This window comes from Paraliomyxa miuraensis, assembly GCF_026337845.1.
GTDB lineage: Bacteria > Myxococcota_A > Polyangia > Nannocystales > Nannocystaceae > Paraliomyxa > Paraliomyxa miuraensis.
The window spans coordinates 253,554-279,701 of sequence record NZ_JAOVZF010000151.1 but is presented as its reverse complement, the minus strand read 5'-3'; the positions used below and the strand labels follow the sequence as shown (position 1 = coordinate 279,701).

The following is a 26,148-nucleotide window of genomic DNA, read 5'->3' as shown; positions in this document are numbered from 1 at the left end:
CCCAGCCGAGCGGAGCTGGCGGCGACACACTCGCCGTCATGGCCTCGGCTTGCATCTTGGTCCTTGGCCGGCTCCGGTCGGGTCCGTGAACGCGACGGTCGATTCCTCAGATCCGGGCGGCCACGCGCAGGAGCTCGGCGATGAAGTCCTCGCGCAGATCGAGCATCGTGGGGTGGCGAACCTCGGGCTGGCCGTACACGGTGCTCGTCCACGGCGCGCGCGCGGGAGGACCCTCGACGGTCTCGGGCAGCAGCTCGTCGACCGCCACGGTCGCCACGGTCTCGATGGGCGAAGCGGGCGTCGAGAGCCCGCGCGGCCGTACGCGAGGGGCCGCTTCGGGTGCGTCGGGCAGCAGCTCGAGCTCGTCGTCGTCGAGCTCGAGGACGAGCTCGAGCTCGCCCTCGCTCGCCGGCACGGCCGCGGGCACGACCGAGCGAGGCCAGCGAGCCGCGACCACGGGATCGTCGGCGAGCTCGGGCCCGGTGCTCACCGCGAGCGCCTCACCCGTGCTCGTGCGATCGGCCGCGGCCGCAGGACCCGGCAGTACGGTGGGGCTCACCGCCATCGCGGCAACCATGGCCACGCCGGCCGCGGCCGCCGGCTTGCCGAGCCACGCGGGCCAGGCCCAGGCCAGCCACCCCGCGAACAGCGGACGCTGCTGCTGCTCGCGATGGCGAAGCATCGCGTCGTCGAAGCGCTGTCGGGCGGCTCGCAGCCGGGCGTAGACGGTGTTGAGGTTGACGTCGAGCGCAGCCGCGATCTCGGGACCGCGACGGCCTTCGAGCTCCGAGAGCACGAACACCGCACACTTGTCGGCGTCGAGCGAGCCGAGGAACTCGTCGAGGATCGTCGCGGCCTCGCGTCGAGCCACGCCGCGCTCGGGCAGGCTCGGGCCCTCGGGCGCGGGCAGGGCCGCGTGCAGACGGTCGCGACGCTGGGCGCTGCGGCGATATCCGGAGGCGACCCCTCGCGCGATGCCCCACAGCCAGTTCTTGAGGCTGCGCTCGCGCTGGAAGTCGTCGATGCGACGATGCAGCACCACGAACACGTCCTGCACCGCGTCGTCGAGGTTGGCGGGGGCCACCCCGAGCTGCCGCAGCGCCCGGCGCACCATGCCGGCATGCTCGCGGTAGAGCGCGCCAAATGCGGGCCGGAGGTCGAGTCCCTGATCGAGGTTGGGCAGGCTATGCGGCGATCCGTCCGCCATCGAGGGTGTCCTTGGCCGGGAGGGCCGGTTTCCGTGCAAGGCTCCGAAGGAACTTGGTGGCGGAGCGCAGCGGCCGGGTTTCATCGAGCGCGACGGCCGGAGCCGCATCCCCAACGCTCGGGCCGGGGCGGTGATCTTCTCACGCGTGGGCGCCCCTGGGTGTTCCCCGCTCCCAGCGCAAAGGGCGCACGAGCGTGGGATCCGAAGCGGGGTCCGCCGGGCCCGTCCGGACGGCGGAGGGGGCGATGTATGGTTGCCGCCCCACCCATGGCCCGCGCACCGCTCGTCGAACTGCCCACGCACCGCGTCTCCAACCAGCCGCCACCGCTGCTCGACTACGACGTCTTCGAGGGCGATGCCGCGCTGCGCGAGGCGGTGTCGCGAGAGGGAGCCGAGTGGGCCATGCCGAAGCTGCAGCGCCTGGGGCAGGCGGCCGGCAGCGCCCGCTACGTCGAGGCCGGGTTCCTGGCCAACGAGCACTTGCCGCGCCTGCGAACCTTCGATCGCTACGGCCAGCGGATCGACGAGGTGCAGTTCCACCCCGCCTATCACGAGCTCATGGGGCTGGGCATGGAGTATCGGCTCCCCAGCCTGCCCTGGGCCGAGCCGCGCGCGGGAGCCCACGTGACGCACGCGGCCATGGTGTACCTGCTGGGCCAGGCCGAGTCGGGGGTGCTGTGCCCGCTGGTGATGACCTATGCGGCCGTGCCCGCGCTGCGTCACCAGCCCGACGTGGCGGAGCAGTGGCTGCCCAGGCTGCTCGATGGGGTCTACGACGCGCGCTGCATCCCGGCCACGGAGAAGGGTGGTGTGACGATCGGCATGGCCATGACCGAGAAGCAAGGCGGCTCGGACGTGCGCGCCAACGAGACCCGGGCGACGGCGATCGACGCAGGCGGACCGGGGCAGGCGTACCGCCTGCGCGGGCACAAGTGGTTCTGCTCCGCTCCCATGTGCGATGCCTTCTTGACCCTGGCCCACACCGGGGACGCGGCCAGGCGCGAGCTGTCGTGCTTCCTGGTGCCGCGCTGGTGCCCCGATGGCACCCGCAATCGCTTCTTCATCCAGCGGCTCAAGGACAAGCTGGGCAACAAGGCCAATGCCTCGAGCGAGATCGAGTACGACGACACCTGGGCGGTGATGGTGGGCCCCGAGGGCCGCGGGGTGCGGACGATCATCGAGATGGTGCACCACACCCGCCTCGATGCCGCGGTGGCCCCGGTGGCGCTGATGCGTCAGGCGCTGACCCAGGCCATCCACCACACTCGCCACCGCCGTGCGTTCGGGCGCGTGCTGTCGGAGCAGCCGCTGATGAAGGCGGTGCTCGCCGATCTCGCGCTCGAGGTCGAGGCCGGGGTGGCGATGGTGATGCGAGTGGCGCGGAGCTTCGACGAGGCCGAGCACGATCCCGACGCCGCGCGCCTGTCCCGACTGGCCACTGCGTTCACCAAGTACTGGACCAACAAGCGCGCCGCCGGGCACGTCTACGAGGCGCTCGAGTGCCTGGGTGGAGCCGGCTACGTGGAGGAGTCGATGATGCCGCGGCTCTACCGCGAGGCGCCGCTCAACAGCATCTGGGAGGGCTCGGGCAACGTGATCTGCCTGGACGTGCTGCGGGCGATCCAGCGCGATCCCGAGTGTCTGCAGGTGTTGTTCGAGCAGCTGCGGCCGGCATGCGAGGCCGAGCCGCGGGTGGCCGACCTGGTCGCGGACGCGGGCTCGCTGTTGTCGGACCGCGACAACCTCGAGCTGCGCGCGCGGCAGCTGTGCCAGAACCTCGCGCTGGCGTTCCAGGCCTCGCTGCTGATGGCCCACGCGCCACCGGTCGTGGCGGAGGCGTTCATCGCGGCGCGGATCAGCGGAGCGGGGGCGCGGGCCTACGGGGCGCTGCCGCCCGGGGTCGACGTGGATCTGTTGATCGAGCGCGCGGCGCCGGTCGTGCCGGGGTGAGCCGCGCGCGGCGACGGATCCCTCCGAGCGCCAGCAGCATCGGCATCACCGCCATGCCACCGCGCGGCGAGCCGCTGCGGCAGCCGCAGCCATCCCCCAGCCCGTCGACCCCCCCGGACCCGCCACCCTCGGTCTCGGTACCGCTGCCGGTGCCCTCGGTCGCGCCGTCGCTCTCGGAGTCCCATACGCCCGTGGCCCATCCCGTGCCCGACTCGTCGAGGCCACCGTCGTCGTCGGCGGGAGGCTCGGGTGCATCGAACACCATCGGCTCGGGGTCGAACACCAGCCGCTCGTCGATCTCGGGCAGCGCGATCGGGATGTCGATCCCCACGATCTCGTAGTCGACCCCGAGGATCGACATCACCAGGTGTGGCCGTACGATGAGCACCGGAGCGGTCTGCATGTCGGCCACCATCACGCCCTCGACCATCAGCGGATCGGCTCCGGGCGGCGCAGTCAGCGGGGACGGCACCCACTCGGCGTCGACGATGGCTCCGTCGCCCTCGGTGGTCGCCTCGATCCGCACGCCCTCGAGGCTCGCGGTGATGTCGGCGGCCACGTCGATGTCGAGGTTGCCCGAGGCGATGATGATGTCGGGCACGATCGGCACCGAGGCCACGGTGATCCCGTCGGTCTGGTCGTCGATCACCACCGGGCGCTCGGGATTGCCGGGCAGCAGGTACGGGGTGTAGAGCGCGTCGGAGATGATGGCGTAGTCGTAGGGGCCGAGGATGTCCGACTCCCACTGGAGGCCGGCTCCGAGGTCGAAGCGCACGCTGGCCTGGAGCTGCAGGCCCACGTCGATCGCGAACGTGCCGGCCATGAGTTCACCCTCGAACGCGATCGTCTCGGCGCCCCAGTCGTAGATCCCGCTGCCGAGCATCTCGATCTCGATCGAGTCGGCCGCGTGCGCGTAGAACCGCAGCTGCACCGGCGAGTCCATCGGGAACCATCCCGAGTCGAAGTCGAAGTCCTCGAAGCCCACCAGGTCGCGCTGTAGACGGGGCTCGAACCGATCGGTGGCCTCCGTGCCCGGGATCCCTCCGAACGCGAGCACGGGCAGCAGGGTGAGCAATCCAGCGGTGACCATGGAGCGGGAGGCTATCAGAAGACCATGCGCCGGAGGGAAGGCTATGATCGTGGTCGCGCTCATGGCCGATCTCGGAGCCCACCTGCTGCGTCTGCCTCCCGAGCGAGAAGGCCCCCATGACTGAGCCGAGCACCGAGCCGGAGGTGGTGGTGATCGGCGGCGGCCCGGCGGGCAGCACCGCGGCGGCCGTGGCCGCGCGCGCCGGGCTGCGCGTGCTGCTGCTCGAGGCGGGCACCCACCCGCGCCCGCACGTGGGCGAGAGCCTGCTGCCGGGGATCATCCCGATCCTCGAGGACATCGATGCCCTCGCCGCGGTGGAGGCCGCCGGCTTCGGCCCCAAGACGGGCGCCACCCATCGCAACTGGGGTCGCACGCCACAGTGGGATCTATGGTTCTCCGACAGCGATGCCTACGACCAGGCGTGGCTGGTGGAGCGCGATCGCTTCGACGCGATCCTGTTCGACGCCGCCCGACGAGCGGGAGCCACCGTGCACGAGCGCGCGGTGGTCGAGCGGCTCCACTGGGACGGCGAGCGCCTGCGGGCGGTGACCTGGGCCCCGCGCGGCGAGCCGGCCCGTACGGTCGAGCCCGCGCTGGTGATCGATGCCAGCGGCCAGCGCTCGCTGGTCGCCAACGCCAGGGGGCTGCGCACGTCGATCGAGGGCCTTCGCCACGAAGCGCTGTGGGCCCACTACGAGGGAGCGGGTCGCCTGCCCTCCCCCCGCGAGCACCAGGCGTTCTTCGTGGCCGAGGATCGCTGCTGGCTGTGGCTGTTCCCGCTGTCGGAGCGGCTGACCTCGGTGGGCGTGGTGCGCCTCGATCGAGCCGAGCTGACCGGCACCACCCGCGACCATGACGAGGCCATCGCCGGCAGCGACACGCTGCGAGCGGTGCTCGGGCCCGACGCCCGTCGCGTGACCCCGGTGCGCCGCGAGCGGGACTGGAGCTACCGCGTGGATCCGGTGGCGGGCCCGGGCTGGCTCGCGGTGGGCGATGCGGCGGGCTTCATCGATCCGGTGCTCTCGACCGGCGTGCACCTGGCCATGCACTCGGCGTGGCACGCCGGCCGCACTGCCACCGCACTGCTGCGCGAGGGCGATGACGACGCCCCGGCCCGCTACGCCGCCCACCACCGCGAGCTGTTCGACGACCTGCTGCGAATGGTCCGCTTCTACTACCAGCAGAACGTGCACGCCGAGGACTACTTCTGGGAATCCAAGCGCATCCTCATGCGGCGCGAGCTGTCGCTGCGACCCGACAAGGCGTTCGTGGTGCTCACCAGCGGGCTGGTCCAGAACCTCGCGCTCCGCGCTCGCGACGACGCCGACCTCGCCCGCCGCACCAACCTGAGCACGAGCGACGAGTCGCCATCGCTCGAGGGCGCCGATCCGGATGCACTCGGGTTTCTGTGCATCCACTTGCGCATCACGACGTCGAGCACCGAGACCGCCTCGGTCTATCTGTTGGTCGAGCCGCGCGACCCGGCCTCGCGGGCCCTGTTTCGCACGCGCAACTGGCACGTCAACGCGATCGCACCGCGTCACGGCAACGATCCGATCTCGGTCCCCGTGCTCGCTCCCACCCTGCGCGCTCTTGGTCGGCTGATGGAGCACCTCGACTCCGTACCCGACGAGCCCCTGGCCGCGTTCTGGCGACGCGTTCGCGCCGAGCTGGTCGAGCAGCTACGGGCGCCCGGCACCGGCTTCGCGCTCGTGCGGATCTTCGGCGAGTAGGCGGCTTCACGATCGGACCTCGCTTCGGTATGGTCGACCTCGTTGTCGAACCTCGCCACCACCTTCGCTCGGGCCGAGCGCGCTGCGGTGATCAGCATCCTTCGCGCCAAGCCCGACGTCTCGCTCGCCGACCTCCGCCTGCTGTGCCGCCGCGGTCGCTTCGGTCGCATCCTCGGCACGCTGACACTGCGCGAGTACTGGCACGGCAGGCCCGACGACACCATCGATCCGATCACCGGTGTGCCCGACAAGCTCGCTCGACGACAGCGCTACGACGACGAGGTGATCGCCGCGCTGCGCGATGCGGGCCGTCCCCTCTCGCACGACGAAGTGGCCGTGCGCGTCGGAAGCAGCGCCCACGAGGCTCGCGTGGCGCTGCAGCGCCTGGCTCGCGAGCGCCGAGCTCGACGCACGCTGGCCGGCCGTGCCAGCAAGTACGTGGTGGCCTAGTCCTTGGTCCTGGTCCTCTCGAGTCGGAGTCCCCACCGCCGATGGCGGCTCCGCCGAACCGAGTTCGGGCACCGCACAGCCGTTCCGTTCGAGTGGTCGAATCCATGTGGTACGGCTCACGGTATGTGAGAACGGATCTGATCGTGCCAGTGAATACCTGGTAACGCGGCGACGCCGCACCTTCGCGGACCGTGTTCCGCGAAGGCCGCCGGGCCGGCTCCATTGCCGAATTTGGGCACGGGACGCCATTATTCGGCGAAATTCGGGTCTGACACAAAATCGAGAACTTCTCACTGCCAAACCCCGGCCAGATGCTATAGCAGGCGCTGCTCGTAGGCACCGTCCGCGGGGCTCTCACCCACCCGCGGCCCTGCGGCATCCAAGGAAGCCCCATGGCGACCAAGACCGGGATCGACGTCGACAAGCTCCGCAAGCAGCTGATTTCGTTCGGCAAGCGCAAGGGACACATCACGCAGGACGAGCTCCAGGAGCTGCTGCCGCCGGATCTAGTGGATCCGAAGGACATGGCCACCTGGGAGCAAATGCTGCGCGACGAAGGCGTCGAGCTGCTGACGGCAACCGAGGCCGCCAAGCGCGGGGTGGTCAGCCGGACCAAGGCCGCCATGCGCAAGCCGTTGCCCGAGCGTCACGACGGCAAGGCCGAGGAGACGGTCACCTCCAACGATCCCATTCGCATGTACCTGCGCAAGATGGGCTCGATCGCGCTGCTCACTCGCGAGGGCGAGATCGAGATCGCCAAGCGCATCGAGGCCGGCGAGCGCTCCGTGCTCGACCTCGTGCTCAACAGCCCGATCGCGCCCTGGTACGTGCAGGAGCTGCACGACCGCATCAAGCGGGGTCAGGTCCGCGTTCGCGATGCGCTCAAGATCGCCTCGGGCAACGAGGAGGTCGATGGCCACGCCGACGACACGCCGGCCAACACCCAGGCCGCGCTCGAGAACATGCAAAAGCAGCTCGAGAAGATCCGCCGCCACCAGTCGGCGATCCTCAAGCTGCGACCCGAGGGTGAGGAGCTCGATCTGCGCAACGACAAGCAGATCGAGGGGCACCGCGAGAACATCGTCGAGGCCATCCGCGGCATGAACCTCGCGCGCAAGGCCATCGACGGCATGGTCAAGGAGCTGTCCGAGGTCATCGATCGCGTGCGCAAGGCGACCGGCGAGCTCGAGGCGTGCGAGCGTCGGGCCGGCATCGACCTCGAGCAGCTGCGGGTGCGCTTCATGGGCGTGCGCTTGACCGAGGAGGAGGAGTTCCGGCTGTGCCGTCAGCTCGGCCTGTATCCCAGCGAGCTGCACGAGCTGGCTGCCCGCATGAAGCTGGCCAGCAAGCGCATTCGCCAGGTCGAGCAAGAGATGGAGCTGACCGGGCCCGAGCTGCTCGAGCTCCACGACAAGCTCCAGCGAGCCCGCCGTGAGGCCGAGGCTGCGCGCTCCGAGCTGGTCGAGGCCAACCTGCGCCTGGTGGTGTCGATCGCCAAGAAGTACACCAACCGCGGCTTGCAGTTCCTCGACCTGATCCAGGAGGGCAACATCGGCCTGATGAAGGCGGTCGAGAAGTTCGAGTACCAGCGCGGCTACAAGTTCTCGACCTACGCCACGTGGTGGATCCGGCAGGCCATCACCCGTGCCATCGCCGACCAGGCCCGCACCATTCGCGTGCCGGTGCACATGATCGAGAGCATCAACAAGCTCATCCGGGCCAATCGTGCGCTCGTGCAAGAGCTGGGTCGCGAGCCCACCCCCGAGGAGATCGCCGAGAAGATGCAGGTCCCGCTCGAGAAGGTGCGCAAGATCCTCAAGATCGCCAAGGAGCCGCTGTCGCTCGAGACCCCGGTGGGCGACGATGGCGACTCGCACCTCGGCGACTTCATCGAGGACAAGAACGCGATCAACCCCGCCTCGGCCGTGATCAACGGCAACCTCGCCGAGCAGACCCGTCGCGTGCTGGCCACGCTGACGCCGCGCGAGGAGAAGATCGTCCGCATGCGCTTTGGCATCGGCGAGGCCTCCGACCACACCCTCGAGGAGGTCGGCCAGGACTTCTGCGTGACGCGAGAGCGGATCCGGCAGATCGAGGCCAAGGCGCTGGCCAAGCTGCGGCATCCGAGCCGCACGGCGCATCTCAAGGCGTTCGTCGAGAATTAGTTTAGCCCCCCGCAGGCCACGAGGTTTCGCGCTCGGGCTGGAGCTTCGCAGGCGGATCAGCTCGCCCCCCAGGGGGCGTGGGGGAGGCCTTTCGGAGCGCTTTGCTCTGCTCGCCCGCAGGCCACGAGGTTTGCGCTCGGGCTGGAGCTTTGCAGGCGGATCAGCTCGCCCCCCAGGGGGCGTTGGGGAGGCCTTTCGGAGCGCTTTGCTCTGCTCGCCCGCAGGCCACGAGGTTCGCGCTCGGGCTGGAGCTTCGCAGGCGGATCAGCTCGCCCCCCGTAGACCACGAGGTTGCGCTCGGGCTCGAGCTTCGCAGCGCTTACGCGCCCCCCAGGGGGCGTTGGGGGGCGCGTTGTCGCGCGAGTGGGGGCTGCCATCAGTGTCGTCGATGACAGCGATGCACGTGGCCTAGTGGTTGGTCGGCGAACATCGAGAACACTGCACCGACAGCACGGAGACCCCGTGCCGAGGTAGCGACGATGCGTACCAGGCTCGAACCGACTCTGCTCTTCATCCTGTCCACCCTGTCGCTCGGTTGTCCGTCGGACGACGAGCCACCGACCCAAGACGGTAGCGGGACGGACGCGAGCACGAGTTCGACCGGCACCCCGGACGATTCCACCACGGAACCCGACCCCACCACCGGGCTGGAGTCGACCACCGTGGACCCCGATAGCACCAGCAGCACCGACACCACCGATACCACCGGCGGTGAGGATCCCACCGCATTCCCCGGGCCCACCAAGGGCGGCCCCATCGCGGTCTCGCCCGACGACGCGCGGCTGGCCGTGGTCAACTCGCGCACCGGAGAGCTGACCCTGTTCACGCTGCCGGGCGTGGAGGAGGAGGCACGGATCACGCTCGACGGCGAGCCCGAGTCGGTGGCGTTCTCGCCCACTGGTGAGGATCTCTACGTGGTGCTGCGCAGGGACGGCACGGTGGTGCGCGTGAGCAACCTGGGGGGCAACCCCGGGGTCGACGCCACCGTCGACGTTGGCGCAGAACCCGGTCGCGCCGCGCTCTCGTCCACAGGCTCGCGCCTGTGGGTGCCGCTGTGGGGCGAGGGCTACGTGGTCGCGGTCGATACGAGCACGATGACGGTGACGAGCGAGATCGAGACCGGCGGCTCGCCCTATGCCGCGTGCACCACCAACGATCTCGACCTCGAAGAGGACGACGAGACCGTGTTCGTGACCGACTTCTACGGCGCACCCGCAGCCGGGACGCTCGAGGCCACCGACGACGCCCGCGAGGGCCGAGTGTTCACCATCGCCCCCTCCGACGGCAGCGTGGACGAGATCCGCCTGCCGCCGCTCACGAGCTCGAGCACGGCCGGATTCGAAGCCACCGGCGCGTATTCCAACCAGCTCTATGCGTGCGCGGTCAACCAGGACTCGCTCTATGTGACCTCCGTGGGCGCGTCGCCGGCGTCGTTCAACGGCGGGACCGACTTCCACCAGAACCTCCAGGGCCTCGTGCATCGCGTGCCGCTCGACACGCTCGCGCCCGAGGATCCCATCGACCTCAACGGCCTCGTCGACGGACTCGCGGCGCCCAAGCGCTTCGTGCCGGTTCCGGTCGACCTCGCGTTCGCACCCAACAGCGAGTTCGCATACATCGGCTCGATGGTGTCCGACAGCGTGCTGCGGGTCGACTTCTCGGTGCAGCCGCCCGCAGCCGGCTCGCCGTCGGGCGCGAGCTTCCTGCAGGCGGGCCAGTCACCCACGGGGGTGGCGATCGCGGGCACGGACCTGTTCGTGGCCAACGAGGTCGCGGGCAGCATCTCGCACATCGACCTGGCGCAGCAGCTCACCGTGGCCGCCGACATCGAGTCGGCCACTCCCCCCCAGACGGCCGGAGACATCGAGCTGCGGCTGGGCCAGCGGTTCTTCAACACCGGCCTCGGGCGCTGGTCCACCAACGGCTGGTGCAGCTGCGTGGGCTGCCACCCGTTCGGCACCACCGACAACGTGACGTGGTCGTTCCCGGCCGGGCCGCGCCAGACGGTGGACACCTCGGCCACGTTCGACGTGGGCGGCGCCCACCAGCGCATCCTCAACTGGACGGCGATCTTCGACGAGATCCACGACTTCGAGCTCAACACCCGCGGGGTCGCGGGCGGCACGGGGGCGATCGTCAACGACACGGCGCTCAACGCCAACGGTACCGCCAACACGGCGGTGCAGATCGACATCGTCGGACCGGGTGGCGTGCCCAACCCGATCAATGCCTTCAACCGCGGCTCGGCGCGCGGGGCGGCGCTGACCGGGGCCACGCCCGACGACTGGGACGCGATCGAGGCTTACATGGCGTCGCTCCGCTCGCCGCGGGGCTCGACGCGGCTGGAGGGCGACGCCGAGGCCGGGCGCGTGGTGTTCGAGGACGCGCGCTGCGACGCGTGTCATGCCGGCCCGCTGTGGACGCTCTCGGAGCGCTACTACACGCCCGCGTTCAACGCCAACGACGGCAGTGATCTCGACGAGCGCACGCTCACCCTGTTCGAGGCCGGCATCACCTCGCTGGGGCAGGTGCGGCCCGACCAGGTGCCCAGCACCGATCCCACCGTGCTCACGGTCCTGTCCAACGACAGCAACGGAGCGCCGGCGCGCCACACCTGTGCGGCACGCATCGTGGGCACGTTCGCCGCCGACGGCCCGCAGGGTCGCGGGGCAAGCGAGGTCCGTCAGAACGGCGCGCCGGCACAGGGCGTGGACGGCTTCAACGTGCCCTCGCTGCTGGGGGTGAGTCGCGGAGCGCCGTTCCTCCACAACGGCGCGGCCGAGACGCTCGAGGAGCTGCTCGATCCGAGCGGCGACTTCACCAACCACCTGCGCTCGGGCAACCAGGTGTTCTCGCCCACGCCGCAGGAGCTTGCAGACCTCGTTGCCTTTGTCAAGTCGATCGATGACGACACGCCCACGTTCCCGATCGATCCGCAGCAGGACTTCTGCCCGTCGAACGTGCCCCAGCAGCAGTAAGCGTCCGTGGAGGGCGAGCTCGCCCACCGGCGAGGTGGATGCGACGGTCGATGCGGCCTCGAAGGCCGCGCCGACCGTCGCGGCTTCGCCATGTTCGGGGGCATCATCGGCGGCGATGGATCTCGTCCACCTCCGCTACTTCCGGGCCATCGCGGACGTCGGCAACCTGACCGCCGCCGCCCGCAAGCTGGGCGTGGCCCAGCCCACGCTGACGGCGGCCGTCAAGAAGCTCGAAGACCACCTCGACAGCAAGCTCCTGCTCCGCAACCCGCGGGGGGTCACGGTCACGCCCACGGGCGCGGCGTTGGCCAACGCCGCCAGCCAGATCCTCGCGATGGTCGACGAGACCGAGCAGCGCATCCGGGGGCTCGAGTGCGAAGACGTGGGTCGGTTCGTGATCGGCTGCCACGAGTCACTGGGTGCCTACTTCCTGCCCGCGTTCATGCGCAGCTTCCTCGACGAGGCCTCGAGCATCGAGATCGTGGTGTGGAACGGGACCTCGGCCGACGTGCGCCAGGCGGTGATCGACCGCGAGGTGCACTTCGGGCTGGTGGTCAACCCGCTGCCCCACGACGAGCTGGTGATGGTGCAGGCGTTCGTCGACGCGGTCGCGGTGGTCGGCCGTGCGGACGGGGCGGCGCGCCCGGGGAACCGCAAGGAGCTCGAGGCGCGGCTGCGCGAGGGGCCGCTGGTCTATGCGTCGCGCGTGGATCAGTGTCGCCAGATCGTCGACTCGCTCGCGGGCCTGGACCTCCTGCCCGAGCGACTGGTGACCACGGGCGATCTCGAGCTGACCAAGAGCCTGGTGCTCGCCGGCGTGGGGGTGGGCATCCTGCCGCGGCGGGTGGCCGACTACGGGCACGCGGGAGTGCTCCGGGTGCTGCACCCGTCGCTGCCGCAGATCCCCGATCGCATCATGATGTGCTTTCGCGTCGACGCGCACCGCACGGCGGCGTGGCAGCGCACCAAGGCGGCCCTGCTGTCCCATGCCGAGCGCATCGCGCCGATTCCCGCGGGGAGCGCGGGCTCGAGCGATGAGTGACCCGATCCCGGCGAGCGTCACTCGCGATTCGCTCACCCTTCGAGCCGCTGCAATGCCGCCTCGGCGCGCGCGATGCGACGGCTCCATGCAGCGATCGCCTCGAGCCGGTTCTCGGCTCGCCGCGGCTCGGTCTCGGCCTGCCATGCGGTGAGGTTCCTTCGATAGCCGGCGATGATCTCCCGCAAGAACGCCCGCAGCGCCGCAGGATCGCGCGGCCGATACCCCGGCCCTCCACAACCGCACGAGTGAAAGGTCTCGCCCACCTCCCACAGGGTCTCGAGCACGCGCCACGCCTTGACCTTGCCCCGCGGCGGCGCCTGGAAGTCGAGCCCCATCTCGGCCATGAGCGCACCGCACTCGGGGCAGCGGGCGGGGTGCTCGTCGCCGCTCGGATCCACGTCGTCCCGGAGCCTGCGCTTGAACGCCTTGCGGCACGCGAAGCAGGCGTGGTGCGGCTTGTAGTGCGCAAAGCCGTAGCGACACATGCCGCCACGATGCAGCACCCGCGGGCCACCGTCCAGAGGCCATCCCCCGAGTGTCGTCGCGGCGGCCGAGCGCAGGCACGGCTCGTGGTGCCTCGATGGCACCGCGGCTCGCCCGTCGATCGTGTTTGACCCTCGCGATTGGATCGCCCGACACTCCATGCATGCGGTTCCCTTCGTCGATGCTCGAGCGTGCTTGCCGACCACTCGACGGCCTGCTGCTGGCCGCCCTCGTGGTGTCGTGCGGCGGCGAGGGACCCGCGACCGCGACCGACGGCTCCGAGAGCACCGCGACCGGCGACGCCATGACCTCCTCGGGCGGATCGGGCTCGACGTCCGCCATGGCCACGAGCGATCCCTCCACCACCGAGAGCCTCGACGAGTCGAGCGGAGGAGCATCGGATGGCACCCCCGGCTGCGGACTCTCGACCTCGCCCGGTGAGACGGCGCTGGAGCTCGAGCTCGACGGCGTCACGCGCAGCGCCATCCTGGTCGTCCCCGACGGCTACGATCCAGAGCTGCCGACGCCGCTGGTCTACGCGTTCCACGGCCTGGGCAGCACCGCGGACGTCGCTCGGCTCTACTTCGGCGTGGAGCAGGCGGCGGATGGCCAGGCGATCTTCGTGTACCCGCAGGGCCTGCCGCTGGGCAGCGAAGGCGGGCTCACCGGCTGGGACCTGGCATCGACCGGGATCGACATGGCGTTCTTCGACGCGATGCACGAGGCGCTGACCTCGTCGCTGTGCATCGATCCCGACCGGGTGTTCGCCACCGGCCACAGCTTTGGCGGCTACATGTCCAACGCGCTGGGGTGCTTTCGCGCCGGTGTGTTGCGGGCGATCGGTCCCGTGGCGGGCGGTCCCCCGCTCGAGGGGTGCGAGGACGAGACCGTCGCCGCCTGGCTCGCACACGGCGAGATGGATGGCATCGTGCCGTTCTTCCTCGGCGAGCTGGCCCGCGACTCGCTGCTCGAGCGCAACGGCTGCGGAACGCAGACCGCCACGGTCGAGCCCGCGCCGTGCGTGGCGTACGACGGCTGCGAGAGCGACGTCCCGGTGGTGTGGTGCGCCCACCAGGAGACCGAGCTGTCGGGCCACATGTGGCCGCGCTTCGCCGGGACCGCGATCTGGGAGTTCTTCGCCTCGCTGCCGCCCAAGGGGTGAGCCCCGAGCGACGGCTTCCACCGACACTGACCGACCTTCGCCGTGATCCGCCGTGCCCTCGGCGGGAACAAGGATGGTGATGGTCGCGACACCCAAGTCCAGGGCCCTGCCCTTCGTGCTCGTGCTCGCGGTTGCCGCGTGTGACGAGCCTTCGTCATCGACCGGCGATGCGCCCTTCTCGGCCCAGGACGCACTGGAGACCAGCCCGAGCGCCCCTCGTAGCGTGACCGGGCCGACTCAGGTGACCGTGCTCGACGAGGACCAGCTCGATCCCCTCGATCCGACCGAGCTGCACGTTGCCGTTCCGGCCGGAGGAGAGGTGGTTGCGTTCGCACGCGCCGTGGACCTGCTGGCCGCGGCCGATCCGACGGCGCTGCCCCAGCCCGCCATGGCGGCGACCCTCGCCGCCCAGCAGCTCGCGGCCGATCTCGCCCACGCCGACGGAGTCGGGGTTGCCAGCGTGACCGCCGTGACCCCGCGCCTTGCCCCGGACGGCTCCGCCACCGACCTGCTCGAGGTCACGTTCGCCGTGGGTACGACCCTGAGCGGTCCGACGGTGGGGAGCTTCATCACCGCGCTGCCCCAGGACACGCGCTGCGGCCCCTCGGCGCCCGCCGTGGGCGATGAGCGGCTGGTCTTCCTCGACATCGATCCAACCGGCGGGGCGTGGCTACGCATCGACGCCCCGCTCGTTCCCGTCGTCAGTGGTCAGGTCGCGCTGCACGGCCTGCACCTGAGCGTCACCGACATCGCCACCGTCATCCAACAGAACCCGGAGACCACCTAGATGCAACGCTCCACTCGTTCCACTCCCGCCATGATCCGTTGGGTCGCTCTCGCGGTCCCGGTGCTCGCGCTCGCGACCGTGGCTTCCACTCCGAGCACCACCGAGGCTCACTGCGTGATGTCGGCCGCCAGTCGCTGGGATCCCGGTCCCGGTCCGATCCCGGTCTACGTGTCCACCGACTCCACCAACCAGACGGCACTCTACGACACTCAGCTCGGCAACGACTTCGACTCGAGCCAGGAGATCCGCTGGGTGAAGGCGGCCATCGATCTCGTCAATGCGGCCTCTGCCGACGGGCCACGGCTCTACTATGCGGGGACCGACGCCACCGTGGCGGCGGGCGCGGGAAGCTTTTGGTCGTCGCGCAACGCAGGCCTCACGGTCTCGACCTACGGCCCCTGCTGGGCTCAGCCAGGTGGGCAAGGGGCGGGCTTCAGCCACTCGGGGAGCAAGGGCGCCATCCGCATGATCCGCGGTGGTGCCAAGAGCTGCGGGCCCACCCAGAACCCGCCGCAGGACCCGTTCTTGTGGTGGGTCGATCCGCACGACGACGATCAGCCCGGGTACGCGGCGTCGTACGACTTCGTGGGCGTGCTCGCCCATGAGCTGCTGCACTCGGTGGGCCTGGACCACACCGACGGCTCGGGAACCTGCGACCCCGCGTTCGCCGACCCGCAGTTCCCCGCCGTCACCGCGAACTCCCTGATGAACCCCTCGGACAAGGACTTTCGCCGGGGTCTGCGGCGCGACGACATCGAGGGACTTCGCGCGCTCTACGGTGAGCCCTCGCGCGAGGTGCACTGGTCCAAGTCCACGCAGGCCGTGCCCACGATGTGGACCGCCCCCGCCGCGATCTCGGCCAACCTGCAGGCGAACACGCCGGCGGTGATCTCCAATTCCGCGCGCGCCGAGGACGAGCACGTGCTGGTGGGGCTGACCAACGCCGACGACCAGGTTCGCTACCTCACCGGCTCCTGGGGCGGATGGGACGCAAACGCCAACCTGGGGGTGCAGGTGCTGGGCGGGGGCGGAGAGACGGTGCGGTCGTACGATCGCGTGGGCGTGGCTCGGGGCACCGCGCTCGGCTCGACCGACGAGCGCCGGCTGATCGCATGGGTCGGCGGTCCGAGCTCGGACTGCTGCGATCCCGAGCCCGCCGATGGCACCGGCACCCAGGTCCGGCTCCACTACCGCGTACAGGAGGACGGCACGTGGTTCCCTCCGCACAGCACCGCGGCCACGCGCACGAAGGCGTTCGGGGTCGGCTACGACCCGCGCGAGGATCTGTTCGTGATGGCATACATCGATACCTGCGACGTGGACTGGGCGACCAACTCCTGCAAGCGCACCCCCGATCGGCCGCAGGACCAGTACCTGTTCGTGCGCACGATCAAGGCGTGGCTCGGCGGCGGCGGATGCATCCAGGCGCTGACCACCGCGGGGCCGGTCCACGACGTGGGCGACGTCGCCTGCAACGTCGATCCACGGGGGGCCACGCGCTGCACGATCCCGGTGGCGACGACCGATGACGACGGCCCCTTCGTGCGCTACATCGAGGGTGACATCGAGCCGCACGACGGCGGGATCTGCTTCGTCCGTCAGGTCGACCCACCCACGACGATGGACGGCATGCTCGCGCTGGGGCGACAGGGAGCGGCCATCGACGCCTTCCTCAGCGACGGCGCGTTCGTGGGCACCCACGTGCCGGGCTTTGCCGGCACCACCCCGGGGCCCACCGGCTACGCGCAGGTCTACACCATGACCCGCGACGGATCGGGGTGGGTGTCGGGAGTGGCGAGCAACCACGACTCGATCTTCCAGACCGACTACTGGCCCATGTTCATCGGCAGCATGAACAAGACCACGCCGAGCCAGCACCAGCAGTGGCGGCTGATCATGACCCGGCAGTGAGCGCATCCCTCGGAGGAATGACGAGTGCCAGATCGATCGCCCGATCGATCGCCTGATCGATCGGGCACTTGCGTCCATGATGGACCGGCCGCTCCGATCCATTCGTGCTGGATCTACGTGGATCGGAGGCGAGCGAAGAGCCCGCCGCGCAACTATCCGCTCGGTCAATGCGACGTTCGGGGGCACCCTGACCGGGTGATGAGACGAGCCTCCATCTCCATCCATGTGGTTGCGCCAAGCCTCGCTCTTGCTCTCGCTGCGTGCTCGGCTCCCGGCGCCTCGAGTGGGTTCGGGGTCGATGAATTCAGCGACCCCGCCACCGAAGCCTCCGAGTCCGACGGTGGGGCCGGTGGACCCGCCGGGACGTCCGGAGCATCAGGTGATCCCTCAGGTGGGGGTGGCATTCCTCCAGGCGGCTCCGGCGGGGCTCCAGGCGGCTCCGGCGACGACCCGGGCTCCGCAACCACCACCGATGCCGAGACGGGCGCGGGCGTTGCGGGCGAGGAACGGTACCTCATGATCTGCGCTCCCTGCCACGGCGAGAGTGGCGAGGGCACCGAGCTGGGCTACGAGCTGCGGCACCCGGTCCGAGAGTACGCGACGTGGGTCGTTCGAAACGGTCGCCCCGGTGACGAGTTCGAGGATCCAATGCTGGCCTACGGCCCCATGTTGCTCGGCGACGACACCCTCGACGAGATCTGGGACCATCTCGACTCGTTCCCGCAGCCCAACACCGGCGAGGGCCTGTTCCTCGACTACTGCCGCAACTGCCACGGTGAGGACGCCTCGGGTGGCGTGGCCGACGAGGACATCCGCGACAAGAACTACGGCAACCTCCTCGACGCGGTACGCGAGGGCATGCACACGGACGAGATCGGCTCGCGCCACCGCTACATGCCGGCATGGGACAAGACCGAGCTGACCAACAACGAGGTCGAGCTGATCGCCGACTACATCTCCAGTCTGTAGGCCGCGTCGCGCACGGCAAGCGTGCGCGGTCCTCCCCCGCGCTCGCGCGCGCTCCCGGCTCGAGCGCGCCTGCTGCCGCCCGGGGCTGACTCGCGCTCGAGAGCAACGAGCGGTTCCCCGTGGACCACGGAGCGCCTATCGTGGTCCCCATGGATGCACGCGCGTGGGGGGTCGTGGGGGTGATGACCGTCGTGGGATGCACGACGCCGGGGTCGGACGACGAGACGACGACCACCGGGGTGATCACGAGCGTCTCGGCCTCGACGACCGAGGTCGCCGACGGGACCTCGTCGACGGGCTCGGCCACGTCGGTGAGCGGCGGGGGCTCGAGCAGCAGCACCAGCTCGAGCGACGGTGGCTTCGGCGGCATCTTCGACGTGGGCACCAGGGCCGACGTCGGAGAACCCCCGGGGGTGGAGCTGACCTGCGACAACATCGACGAGGTCACCGCCACCAGCATCGGCTGTGAGTTCTACGCGGTCGACCTGGCCATGCTCTCGTCGAACGAGCTGGCCCATGGCATCAGCGTGGGCAACCCCGGTGACGTGGTGGCCACGGTGATCATCGAGGACATGCGCGGCCCGGGCAACACGCTGCGGGAGATCACCACGCTCATGGTGGATCCCAACGACAGCGTGCTGGTCACGGTCAACGGCACGGGTGGGATCCTGGCCGGGCAAGATCACCAGGTATCGAGCGGGTCGAACCCGCTGGCGGCGTTCCACGTTCGGTCCGACGTGCCGATCACGGCGATGCAGATCAACCCGGTGGGCGGTGGCCCCTCGCACGTGGCCGAGGCGAGCCTGCTGCTGCCCGTCAATGCGCTCGACACCTCGTACTTCGCGGTGGGCCAGCCGGCGATCGTGGGCAATGGCGGCTTCGTGGCCGTGGTGGCCACCGAGGACGGCACCACCATCGACACGACGGGTGGCACGACCATGCTCGACGCCTACGACGTGCAGGTCTACTCGGTGAACGATGCGACCGGCTTCTTCGTCGGCTCCGACGCGCCGGTGGCCGTGTTCAGCGGTACCACGTGCTCGTACATCCCGGCGGGTCAGGGTGCCTGCGATCACCTCGAGGAGCAGGTGGTGCCCGCGGCGTCATGGGGCACCACCTACGTGGGCGGGCGCCATCCCGTGCGCATCACGGCCAGCAACAACTCGCCCGAGCCGGTCGTGTGGCGGGTGATCGCGGGCGTCGACAACACCACCATCACCTTCACTCCCGCCGTGACCGGGCCAATTGGGCTGGCCACCGCCGGGAGCCATCAGGAGTTCTCGGCCACCCAGTCGTTCGTGGCCGAGGGCACCCAGCCGTTCATGCTGGTGCAGTACATGACCGGCTGCACCAACGTGGTGCCCATGCCGCTCAACCCCGCCAACCCCTGCAACGAGCCGGCCACGGGTGATCCCTACATGATCCAGATGCCGCCGGTCGACCAGTGGCTCGATGCCCTGCCGTTCCTCACCGACACCTCCTATCCCCGTGACTTCGTGGTGCTGATGCGCGAGCAGGGCACGACCATCGACCTGGCGTGCCTGGGCCCGGTGGACGCCTCGCACTTCACGGCGATTCCGGGCACCTCCTACGAGGTGGGAACGGTCGACCTCGACGCGGTAGGCGGCGGCGAGGGCAGCTGCGTGGACGGCGAGCAGTTCGTCAGCTCGAGCGATCCCATCGGAGTGATCGTGGGTGGAATGGACTGGGCCACGAGCTACGGCTACGCGGGGGGACTGGCGTTCTCCGGGCTGTGGGTACCGCCCACCGAGCCACCGGGCTGACGTGCCCTCTCGATCGAGCCGAGCCGCTGGCGCTCGATCTTGCATCCTCTTCGACAATTCGTTGTCGTGGGCGCCCCCTCGTCGGGACCACGCCGACGCATCGACACACTCTCCGATCATTCCAATGTCCTCGCCTCGCTCGCTCCTCCTCGCTCTGCTGCTGACCCGCGTCATGGCCCTCGTCATGCCAATCCTCCTGCTGGTCGCCCTGCTGCTGCCCGCACCGGCCATCGCCAGCCCCGTCAACGCCGAGAAGCTGCTCAATGATCCCCGTGACCACGGCTTCAGCGGCTCGGCCGACGTCAGCGTGGCGCTGCAAGAAGGCAACGTGCGGCGCCTGAGCCTGGGCGCCGGTGCTGGCATCCAGTACTGGACGCTGCACCCCGAGGGCGTGGGCTTTGGCAAGCGACCGGTCCCCCCGGGGGTGCCTCCGTTCTTCAAGGATCGCTGGGTGCTCATCGCCAACGGCCAGTTCGTGCGGGTCTCGCTGGATGACGTGGCCAACAGCGGCTTCGGCCACATGCGCTACACGAGGATGTGGCTGCCGCGGCTGGGCTCGGACGTGTTCACGCAGGCGCAGTACAACGCGATGACCCGCCTCACCCGCCGCCTGCTGGCCGGGCTCGGTCTGCGGGTCGACCCCGTCCATCGCCGTCGGCTCCAGATCTGGGCCGGAACCGGCTACATGACGGAGTTCGAGCGCAACGACGTGGTGCCCGAAGATCCCCACCCGGCCCGAGTCATCAACCATCGCTGGACCAACTACGTGGTGTTGCAGACACAGCTGTGGGACTCGGCGGTGGTCGCCCGCAGCACGACCTACGCACAGCCCCGCTTCGACGACTTCGGCGACATCCGCGTGCTCGAGTCGATCGTGCTCGAGGCACGAGCCACGCCCGTGTTCGCGCTGGGGATCGAGTTCGAGGCCCAGTACGACAGCCGCCCCCCGCTGGTGAGCGGGGTGCTGCCGCTCGATCTGATCCTCACCAGCTACGTGCGCATCGGTGGTCCGGGCTCGGGCAAGGGCAAGTCGTAGGGCGCGGCCCGAAGGCGTCAGCCCGCGACGACCAGCCAGAGCCGCTGCGGTTGGTCCTCGCCCCGCACCTCGACGCGATGCAGGCGCAGCCGTGCGCCGCGCTCGAGCTCGTCCTGGAGGGCCACGATCGCGTCCGAGTCGCCGGCATCGATCACCCGATCGCCGCCCTCGGTCGGCCGGCTCCACCCGGGCCGCAGCGGGGCCGTCACCCGCTCGTGATCCACGTCGATGCGATAGGTGAACGTCTCCACGTGGGTATGAGCCGGCGTGTAGGCGCCCAGCAGGTTCATCTCGCCGAGCGTCATGTGCAGGGCCACGCTGTGGCTGGCCCACTGCGTGGCCCCGTACTGCTTGGCCACGCGGGCCACGGCGACGCCGTAGGCCTTGGTGATGGTCCCCAGGCCCGGGAGCGGATCGGGCTGTGGCACGTAGTTGGCCGAGCTGAGGTTGTGACCGAACCAGGCGCCCTGCTCCGCGCAGCGGATCGCCACCCACATCGAGAGCGGAACGAACGTGTCGTCGTGAGCCGCACCCTCCACGTGGTAGGCGCGGCGCAGCTCGGGGCTCAGCGCGCTGGCCGTGCGGCCGAAGCCGAACACGATGCCCGGGAATTCGCCGCAATCGAACAGCACCCAGCGGGGCATCAGCATCTCCTGCCCGCCGAACGAGAATGCATCGAGGTGGTGCAGGCCGTCGATCACGGCCCGGCTTCGCAGCGAGGTGGGATCGTAGAGCCGCTCGCTCGCAATCGGCAGCCCGAACGGACGCAGGTCGAGGGCGCCGTGATTGCCCGGATAGGTGACCAGGTAGGGCTCGCAGGTGTCGACGATCCGCTGGTACCGGGGCAGCAGCGCATCCCGGCCTAGCTCCACGACGCACCCCCCATGAGCAGCAGCATGAGGGCCTTTTGCGCGTGGAGGCGGTTCTCCGCCTCGTCGAACACCACCGAGCGCGGTCCGTCCATCACCTCGGCGGCGACTTCCTCGCCGCGATGGGCCGGCAGGCAGTGCATGAAGATGGTGCTCTGCTTGCCGGTGGCGGCCATGAGCTGCTCGGTGACCGTGTAGCCGGAGAGGGTCTGGATGAGCCGCTTGGCCTCCTCCTCCTCGCCCATGCTCACCCAGGTGTCGGTGTAGATCACGTCGGCATCACGGACCGCCTCGGTCGGATCGATGACCACCGAGACGCTGGTGCCGTGCTCGGCGCCGTCGGCCTGGGCGCGCGCGAGCACGTCGGCGTTGGGGCGCAGCGACTCGGGGCAGGTGACCACCACGTCCATGCCCGAGCGCGGGCCCGCCAGCATCAGCGAGTGCGCCACGTTGTTGCCCGCGCCGACGTAGACGAGCTTCTTGCCCCGGGTGCTGCCGAGGTGCTCGCGGATGGTGAGCAGATCGGCCAGCGCCTGGCACGGGTGATAGAGGTCGGTGAGCGCATTGACCACCGGGATCGAGCCGTGCTCGGCGAGGCCGTCGACCTGGTCCTGTCCGAAGGTACGAATCACGATCGCGTGCACGAAGCGAGAGAGCACCTGGGCCGTGTCGCTCACCGTCTCGCCGCGACCCATCTGCATGCCGGTCCCCCCCGAGGTCGACAGCGACAGCGGCTGGGCCCCGAGCTGATGCAGGCCCACCTCGAAGGAGATCCGGGTGCGGGTGGACTGCTTGGCGAAGATCATCGCCACCGACTTGCCCCGCAGGGCCTCCGTGTAGGCACCGGGGTTGGCCTTGACCTCGACGGCGAGGTCGACCACGCGGTTGGTCTCGGCAGGGGTGAGGTCGAGCAGGCTCCGGAGGTGTCTGGTCATCGACCAACGAATAACGAATCCCCGCGCGGATGGAGGAGCCACCGGCGTATGGAAACGCACGGACCAAACGCGAACGCCGGTGCGCGCTCGCGGTCGTCGATCACACGGTCGAGGTGTCGCGCGCCCGCGCTCCGTCGTGTCCCGGCTCGTCGTCGAGCAACGCGTCGATCGCTTCTCGGGCGTCGGGCGCGTTCGTGCTCGAGGGAAGGTGCGACTCTTCGGCGGGCTCGTCGTCCGCGGGCTCGTCGTCGGGCGCGAGGATCGAGGGCTCCTCGACCCCGGGGAGGGAATTGGTCGGTTCCGGCTCGGGCGTAGGGGTCGGCTCGGGCACGGGGGCATCGAAGACGGGTGCGGGCAGCGGCCGCGCATCGTCGCCCGCGGGGCTCGGCGGGAGCGAGGGCTCGCTCCCGGGGGCGGGACCACGCGGGGGCGATGCGATCGCAGCCGGGCCGAGAGCTGCCGGGGCGATCGCAGCTGGGGTGATCTCGCTCGACACCGGAGACTCGACCGGATGCGGAGGCTCGATCGCCGCGGTTGGCGTGACTTCCCGTGCCGCCACTCGACTGGGGGCCGAGATCGGCTCGGCCGCCGGAACCGAGGGTCCAGACTCGGGCGCGGGGCTCGGCTCGACGGGCGACGCCAAGACCTCCGGCAACGGCGCCGGAGGACTCGGATCGGCGGATGCCTCGCTCGGCTCACCCCGCGCCAGCATGATGATGCCGGCCAACGCCAACGACGACGCCACGATCGTGGCGACCATGACCCCCGGCCCACGACCGGTCCCCACGGCGACCGTGGACGGACGCTCGGAGGAGAGGTCGAGCTCGCGATCGAGCCCCACGTGGAGGTCGGGGCTGGACTCGAGCGCGTCGGAGGACGAACGACGGGGGGATTGCAGCAGGGACACGGAGAGGACGCTCCTGAAGCCGGGCCGAACGCCCGAGACGGGGGCCTTGTTCCTCGATGGCTGGACGACCGTCAGCGTGGTGAGTGCCGACGAGCGACCAAAAGGGTGCACGGCCGTCGACCTACGATTCTAGCCGTGGCCTTGGATCCCACGAAGAAACACGCGAGCCGCAATGGCCGCCCGGGGAAGGCGGCCATCCGGCTCGCGGTGCTCGGTGCGCCTGGACTCGAGGCGCGGGCTCGGGTGGCGTCAGCCGCCGACGGCCGCGCTCACTTCCACGGCCGCAGAGACCGACCCCTGCAGACGACCGACCGCATCGCCGATCACCTGGCCGGCGATCGGCAGCTCCTGGATCGCACAGGCCGCGCCGATCGAAGCCTTGAGGCTGGCTTCGCCCTGCAGATCGGTGGCCGCGTCCATCACCGCCACGCCGGCAGCGTCGACCAGGCCCTGGCCGGCCTCGACCAGCAGATCGGCCTGCGCCCGAGCGGCGAGGATGGCCGCGAAGTGACCGCGGAAGCCGTTGATCCAACCGCGGAACTCGGCCTGGGCGTCGAGATCGCCCTGGAGCTCGGCGCTCCACTCCCAGGTGATCGCAAGGCTGGGCGGGGTGCACTGCACGCTGGCCGACGCCTTCGCCTCGACGCTCGCCTCGCACTCGGCGCTGACCGACGGAGGTTCGGCGCTGCCCTCACAGCCGGCGCTGCACTCGACCGAGCCGCCGGCCTGAGCCTCGCAGCGCGCCTGAGCCGTGGCCTCGCAGCCACCCTCGGGCGCCACGTAGTCACACGTGCCCTCGCAGTTGCCCTCGCACGAGGCGGCGACGTCGAGCTCGCACGAGCCGGTGCACGCACCACCTTCGCAGCGACCGTTGCAGGTGCCATCCGCGTTCTCCACCGAGCAGGTGCCCTCGCAGCCACCCTTGCAGGTGCCCTCGCACGCGACCCCGCCCGATGCCGAGCACGTGCCGGTGCACATGCCGCTGCACTCCACGCTGGGCGCCTGCGCCGTGCAGCGCAGCTCGGCCTCGGCTCCACAGTCGACCGCGACTCCGGCCTCGACCTCGCAAGAGCCCTCGCAGGCGAAGCTCACCGAGCCGGGATCGACCGACGCATCACACTCGGCTGCCGCCGATGCGACCACCTCGACCGAGGCCTCGCAGCGCGCGGGCTCGGCCTGGATGCTCAGGCCACCGCTCACCGCCCCGGAGATCCTGGCCTCGATCGCACCGCGAATCTCGGCTCCCGCCGCGCCGGGCTCGAGACCCACCGAGACGGCGATCGCATCGAGCTCGGTGCGGATCGTCCCCTCGACCTCGCCGATCTTGGCGTTGACGTCGATGACCGCCCCGAAGAAGGAGTCGATCGAGGCGATGCCCGAGACGCTCGCGTTGCCCTCGAGCACGCCACCCGCCTCGCAGTTGATGTCGAGGCCACACTGCTCGGCGAGGTCACCCAACGGGCCCCCGGGAGTGTCGCCATTGCAACCTTGGATCGATCCAATGCCGCCGCCGAGGAGCAAGCCCAGGCCAACGGTGGTCACGGAGAGACGGGGGACGAAGGAACGGGAGGAGGCGTGAGGTTGCATGGTCGACCCCCAAGGTGTCATGGGTCCCACGGAGCAAACCAGAGGTCCGTGACGATTCCCGATGGTCCGGACGAGGCGTGGATCACAACCCACCATTCCCCACTCAGGTCCCTACGCAGTCCCCACTCAGGTCCCCACACACGAATGGCCGTGACACCGATGTCATGGTCCGTCTGGCCGGTTGGCTTGCGCCGCGATAGCGTGACCAGACCGCGATGCCGATCGTGCTCCAGCTCTCCGATCCGCACCTGCTCCAGGATCCGAACGCCCGCCTTCGCGAGGTACCCACCCGCCAAACCCTTCACGAGGTGCTCTCGCTCGCCTTCGAGCGCTGTGCCGCAATCGACCGCGTGGTGCTGACGGGCGACCTCGCCCACGACGAAACGCCAGCGACCTACGTGGCCCTCGAGGGCCTCCTTCGTACCCGAGGGGTCGAGGCACTACCGCTCCCGGGCAACCACGACGATCGCGGTGCAATCGCCACCGCGTTCCCGCGCGTGGCCGGAGCCGGCGATGGCACCATCCGCTTCGTCGATGTGATCGGTGGTTGGTGCCTGATCGGCCTGGACTCCCAGATCCCCGGCGAGGACGCCGGTCGCCTCGGCCCCGATCAGCTCGAGTGGCTCCGCCAGACCCTGGCCACCCACGTGGGCATGCCAACCGTGATCTTCGTGCACCATCCTCCGATCCCAACCGGCCACCCGGTTCTCGACGACATGGGCTTGCTCGACGCCGATGCGCTGGCCTCGATGCTCGAGGCCACGCCGTGGGTGGCCGCGATCTGCCATGGGCACATCCATCGGGCCTTCGAGGGTCGGCTGGGATCGACCCCGGTGCTGGGTGCCCCCTCGACCGCGTTCCAGTTCCCAGCCCACCCCGATGATGGCCCCTTCGAATTCCTTCCCCCGGGTGCCCGCGTGCTGCACCTCGGGTCGACGCTGCGCACCGAGGTGATCCGCTTGCCCCGGCTCGAGTGGTTGCCCCGGCCCAAACCCAAGCCCGGCGAGTCCACCCCGACCGCCTCCTGACCCAGCCGGGGCGTTCTCTCGATTCGAGCTGTTTCGCGCCAAGCACGGCCGGCTGGCCCGAGCGATCGAGCCGAA

20 protein-coding genes are annotated in these 26,148 nt (G+C 70.0%); 13 read left to right on the top strand and 7 right to left on the bottom strand.

Going from position 1 to position 26,148, the window contains the following annotated elements; all coding sequences use genetic code 11:
- Window positions 1–106: 106 nt before the first annotated feature.
- On the bottom strand, window positions 107–1,207 hold the full coding sequence (locus tag OEB96_RS19160; protein WP_266217655.1) for an RNA polymerase sigma factor: 1,101 nt from the start codon (window positions 1,205–1,207) through the stop codon (window positions 107–109).
- Between the two features lie 267 nt (window positions 1,208–1,474).
- Between OEB96_RS19160 and OEB96_RS19155 the strand changes: the two genes are divergently transcribed.
- Window positions 1,475–3,157 (top strand): acyl-CoA dehydrogenase family protein, encoded by a 1,683-nt coding sequence (locus OEB96_RS19155; RefSeq protein ID WP_266217653.1) that lies wholly within the window; start codon window positions 1,475–1,477, stop codon window positions 3,155–3,157.
- On the opposite strand, the gene OEB96_RS19150 is transcribed toward OEB96_RS19155, so the two are convergent.
- Window positions 3,063–4,247 (bottom strand): hypothetical protein, encoded by a 1,185-nt coding sequence (locus tag OEB96_RS19150; protein WP_266217652.1) that lies wholly within the window; start codon window positions 4,245–4,247, stop codon window positions 3,063–3,065. The genes OEB96_RS19155 and OEB96_RS19150 overlap by 95 nt on opposite strands.
- Window positions 4,248–4,363: 116 nt before the next feature.
- Between OEB96_RS19150 and OEB96_RS19145 the strand changes: the two genes are divergently transcribed.
- The 5 genes from OEB96_RS19145 to OEB96_RS19125 all read left to right on the top strand — a co-directional run bounded on the left by OEB96_RS19145 (window position 4,364) and on the right by OEB96_RS19125 (window position 12,615).
- A complete protein-coding gene (locus OEB96_RS19145; RefSeq protein WP_266217650.1) occupies window positions 4,364–5,980 on the top strand; it encodes an NAD(P)/FAD-dependent oxidoreductase in 1,617 nt (538 codons plus the stop codon).
- A gap of 42 nt (window positions 5,981–6,022) precedes the next feature.
- Window positions 6,023–6,430 (top strand): hypothetical protein, encoded by a 408-nt coding sequence (locus OEB96_RS19140; protein WP_266217648.1) that lies wholly within the window; start codon window positions 6,023–6,025, stop codon window positions 6,428–6,430.
- Window positions 6,431–6,822: 392 nt separating this feature from the next.
- Window positions 6,823–8,595, top strand: a complete 1,773-nt coding sequence (gene rpoD / locus OEB96_RS19135) for an RNA polymerase sigma factor RpoD (protein WP_266217647.1) — start codon at window positions 6,823–6,825, stop codon at window positions 8,593–8,595.
- A gap of 479 nt (window positions 8,596–9,074) precedes the next feature.
- The gene (locus OEB96_RS19130) at window positions 9,075–11,573 is read left to right on the top strand and encodes a hypothetical protein (RefSeq protein ID WP_266217645.1); all 2,499 of its coding nucleotides are present in this window, start codon (window positions 9,075–9,077) and stop codon (window positions 11,571–11,573) included.
- Window positions 11,574–11,688: 115 nt separating this feature from the next.
- On the top strand, window positions 11,689–12,615 hold the full coding sequence (locus tag OEB96_RS19125; protein WP_266217643.1) for a LysR family transcriptional regulator: 927 nt from the start codon (window positions 11,689–11,691) through the stop codon (window positions 12,613–12,615).
- Between the two features lie 32 nt (window positions 12,616–12,647).
- Here OEB96_RS19125 and OEB96_RS19120 read toward each other — a convergent pair whose 3' ends face one another.
- Window positions 12,648–13,118, bottom strand: coding sequence for a hypothetical protein (locus OEB96_RS19120; protein WP_266217641.1), 471 nt, complete (start codon window positions 13,116–13,118; stop codon window positions 12,648–12,650).
- A 161-nt stretch (window positions 13,119–13,279) separates the two neighbouring features.
- Here OEB96_RS19120 and OEB96_RS19115 point away from each other — a divergent pair, with 161 nt between their 5' ends.
- From OEB96_RS19115 to OEB96_RS19090, 6 genes are all read left to right on the top strand, one after another.
- Window positions 13,280–14,260, top strand: coding sequence for an alpha/beta hydrolase family esterase (locus OEB96_RS19115; protein WP_266217639.1), 981 nt, complete (start codon window positions 13,280–13,282; stop codon window positions 14,258–14,260).
- 79 nt (window positions 14,261–14,339) lie between these two features.
- The gene (locus tag OEB96_RS19110) at window positions 14,340–15,047 is read left to right on the top strand and encodes a hypothetical protein (protein ID WP_266217638.1); all 708 of its coding nucleotides are present in this window, start codon (window positions 14,340–14,342) and stop codon (window positions 15,045–15,047) included.
- Between the two features lie 30 nt (window positions 15,048–15,077).
- Window positions 15,078–16,958, top strand: a complete 1,881-nt coding sequence (locus OEB96_RS19105) for a zinc metalloprotease (protein WP_266217636.1) — start codon at window positions 15,078–15,080, stop codon at window positions 16,956–16,958.
- A gap of 198 nt (window positions 16,959–17,156) precedes the next feature.
- Entirely contained in the window at window positions 17,157–17,927 is a 771-nt protein-coding gene (locus OEB96_RS19100; protein WP_266217634.1) for a c-type cytochrome, read from the top strand.
- A gap of 149 nt (window positions 17,928–18,076) precedes the next feature.
- Window positions 18,077–19,711: an IgGFc-binding protein gene (locus tag OEB96_RS19095; RefSeq protein WP_266217632.1), complete on the top strand. Its 1,635-nt coding sequence runs from the start codon at window positions 18,077–18,079 to the stop codon at window positions 19,709–19,711.
- Window positions 19,712–19,835: 124 nt separating this feature from the next.
- Window positions 19,836–20,747 (top strand): DUF481 domain-containing protein, encoded by a 912-nt coding sequence (locus tag OEB96_RS19090; protein WP_266217630.1) that lies wholly within the window; start codon window positions 19,836–19,838, stop codon window positions 20,745–20,747.
- Window positions 20,748–20,764: 17 nt separating this feature from the next.
- On the opposite strand, the gene OEB96_RS19085 is transcribed toward OEB96_RS19090, so the two are convergent.
- The 4 genes from OEB96_RS19085 to OEB96_RS19070 form a co-directional block, all read right to left on the bottom strand.
- Window positions 20,765–21,619 (bottom strand): hypothetical protein, encoded by an 855-nt coding sequence (locus OEB96_RS19085; RefSeq protein ID WP_266217628.1) that lies wholly within the window; start codon window positions 21,617–21,619, stop codon window positions 20,765–20,767.
- Window positions 21,610–22,551: an ornithine carbamoyltransferase gene (gene argF / locus OEB96_RS19080; protein ID WP_266217627.1), complete on the bottom strand. Its 942-nt coding sequence runs from the start codon at window positions 22,549–22,551 to the stop codon at window positions 21,610–21,612. Before argF ends, OEB96_RS19085 begins: the two co-directional genes overlap by 10 nt.
- Window positions 22,552–22,651: 100 nt before the next feature.
- A complete protein-coding gene (locus tag OEB96_RS19075; RefSeq protein ID WP_266217625.1) occupies window positions 22,652–23,458 on the bottom strand; it encodes a hypothetical protein in 807 nt (268 codons plus the stop codon).
- Between the two features lie 249 nt (window positions 23,459–23,707).
- The gene (locus tag OEB96_RS19070) at window positions 23,708–25,000 is read right to left on the bottom strand and encodes a hypothetical protein (protein ID WP_266217624.1); all 1,293 of its coding nucleotides are present in this window, start codon (window positions 24,998–25,000) and stop codon (window positions 23,708–23,710) included.
- A 260-nt stretch (window positions 25,001–25,260) separates the two neighbouring features.
- Here OEB96_RS19070 and OEB96_RS19065 point away from each other — a divergent pair, with 260 nt between their 5' ends.
- Window positions 25,261–26,073 (top strand): phosphodiesterase, encoded by an 813-nt coding sequence (locus OEB96_RS19065; protein WP_266217622.1) that lies wholly within the window; start codon window positions 25,261–25,263, stop codon window positions 26,071–26,073.
- Window positions 26,074–26,148: the final 75 nt, after the last annotated feature.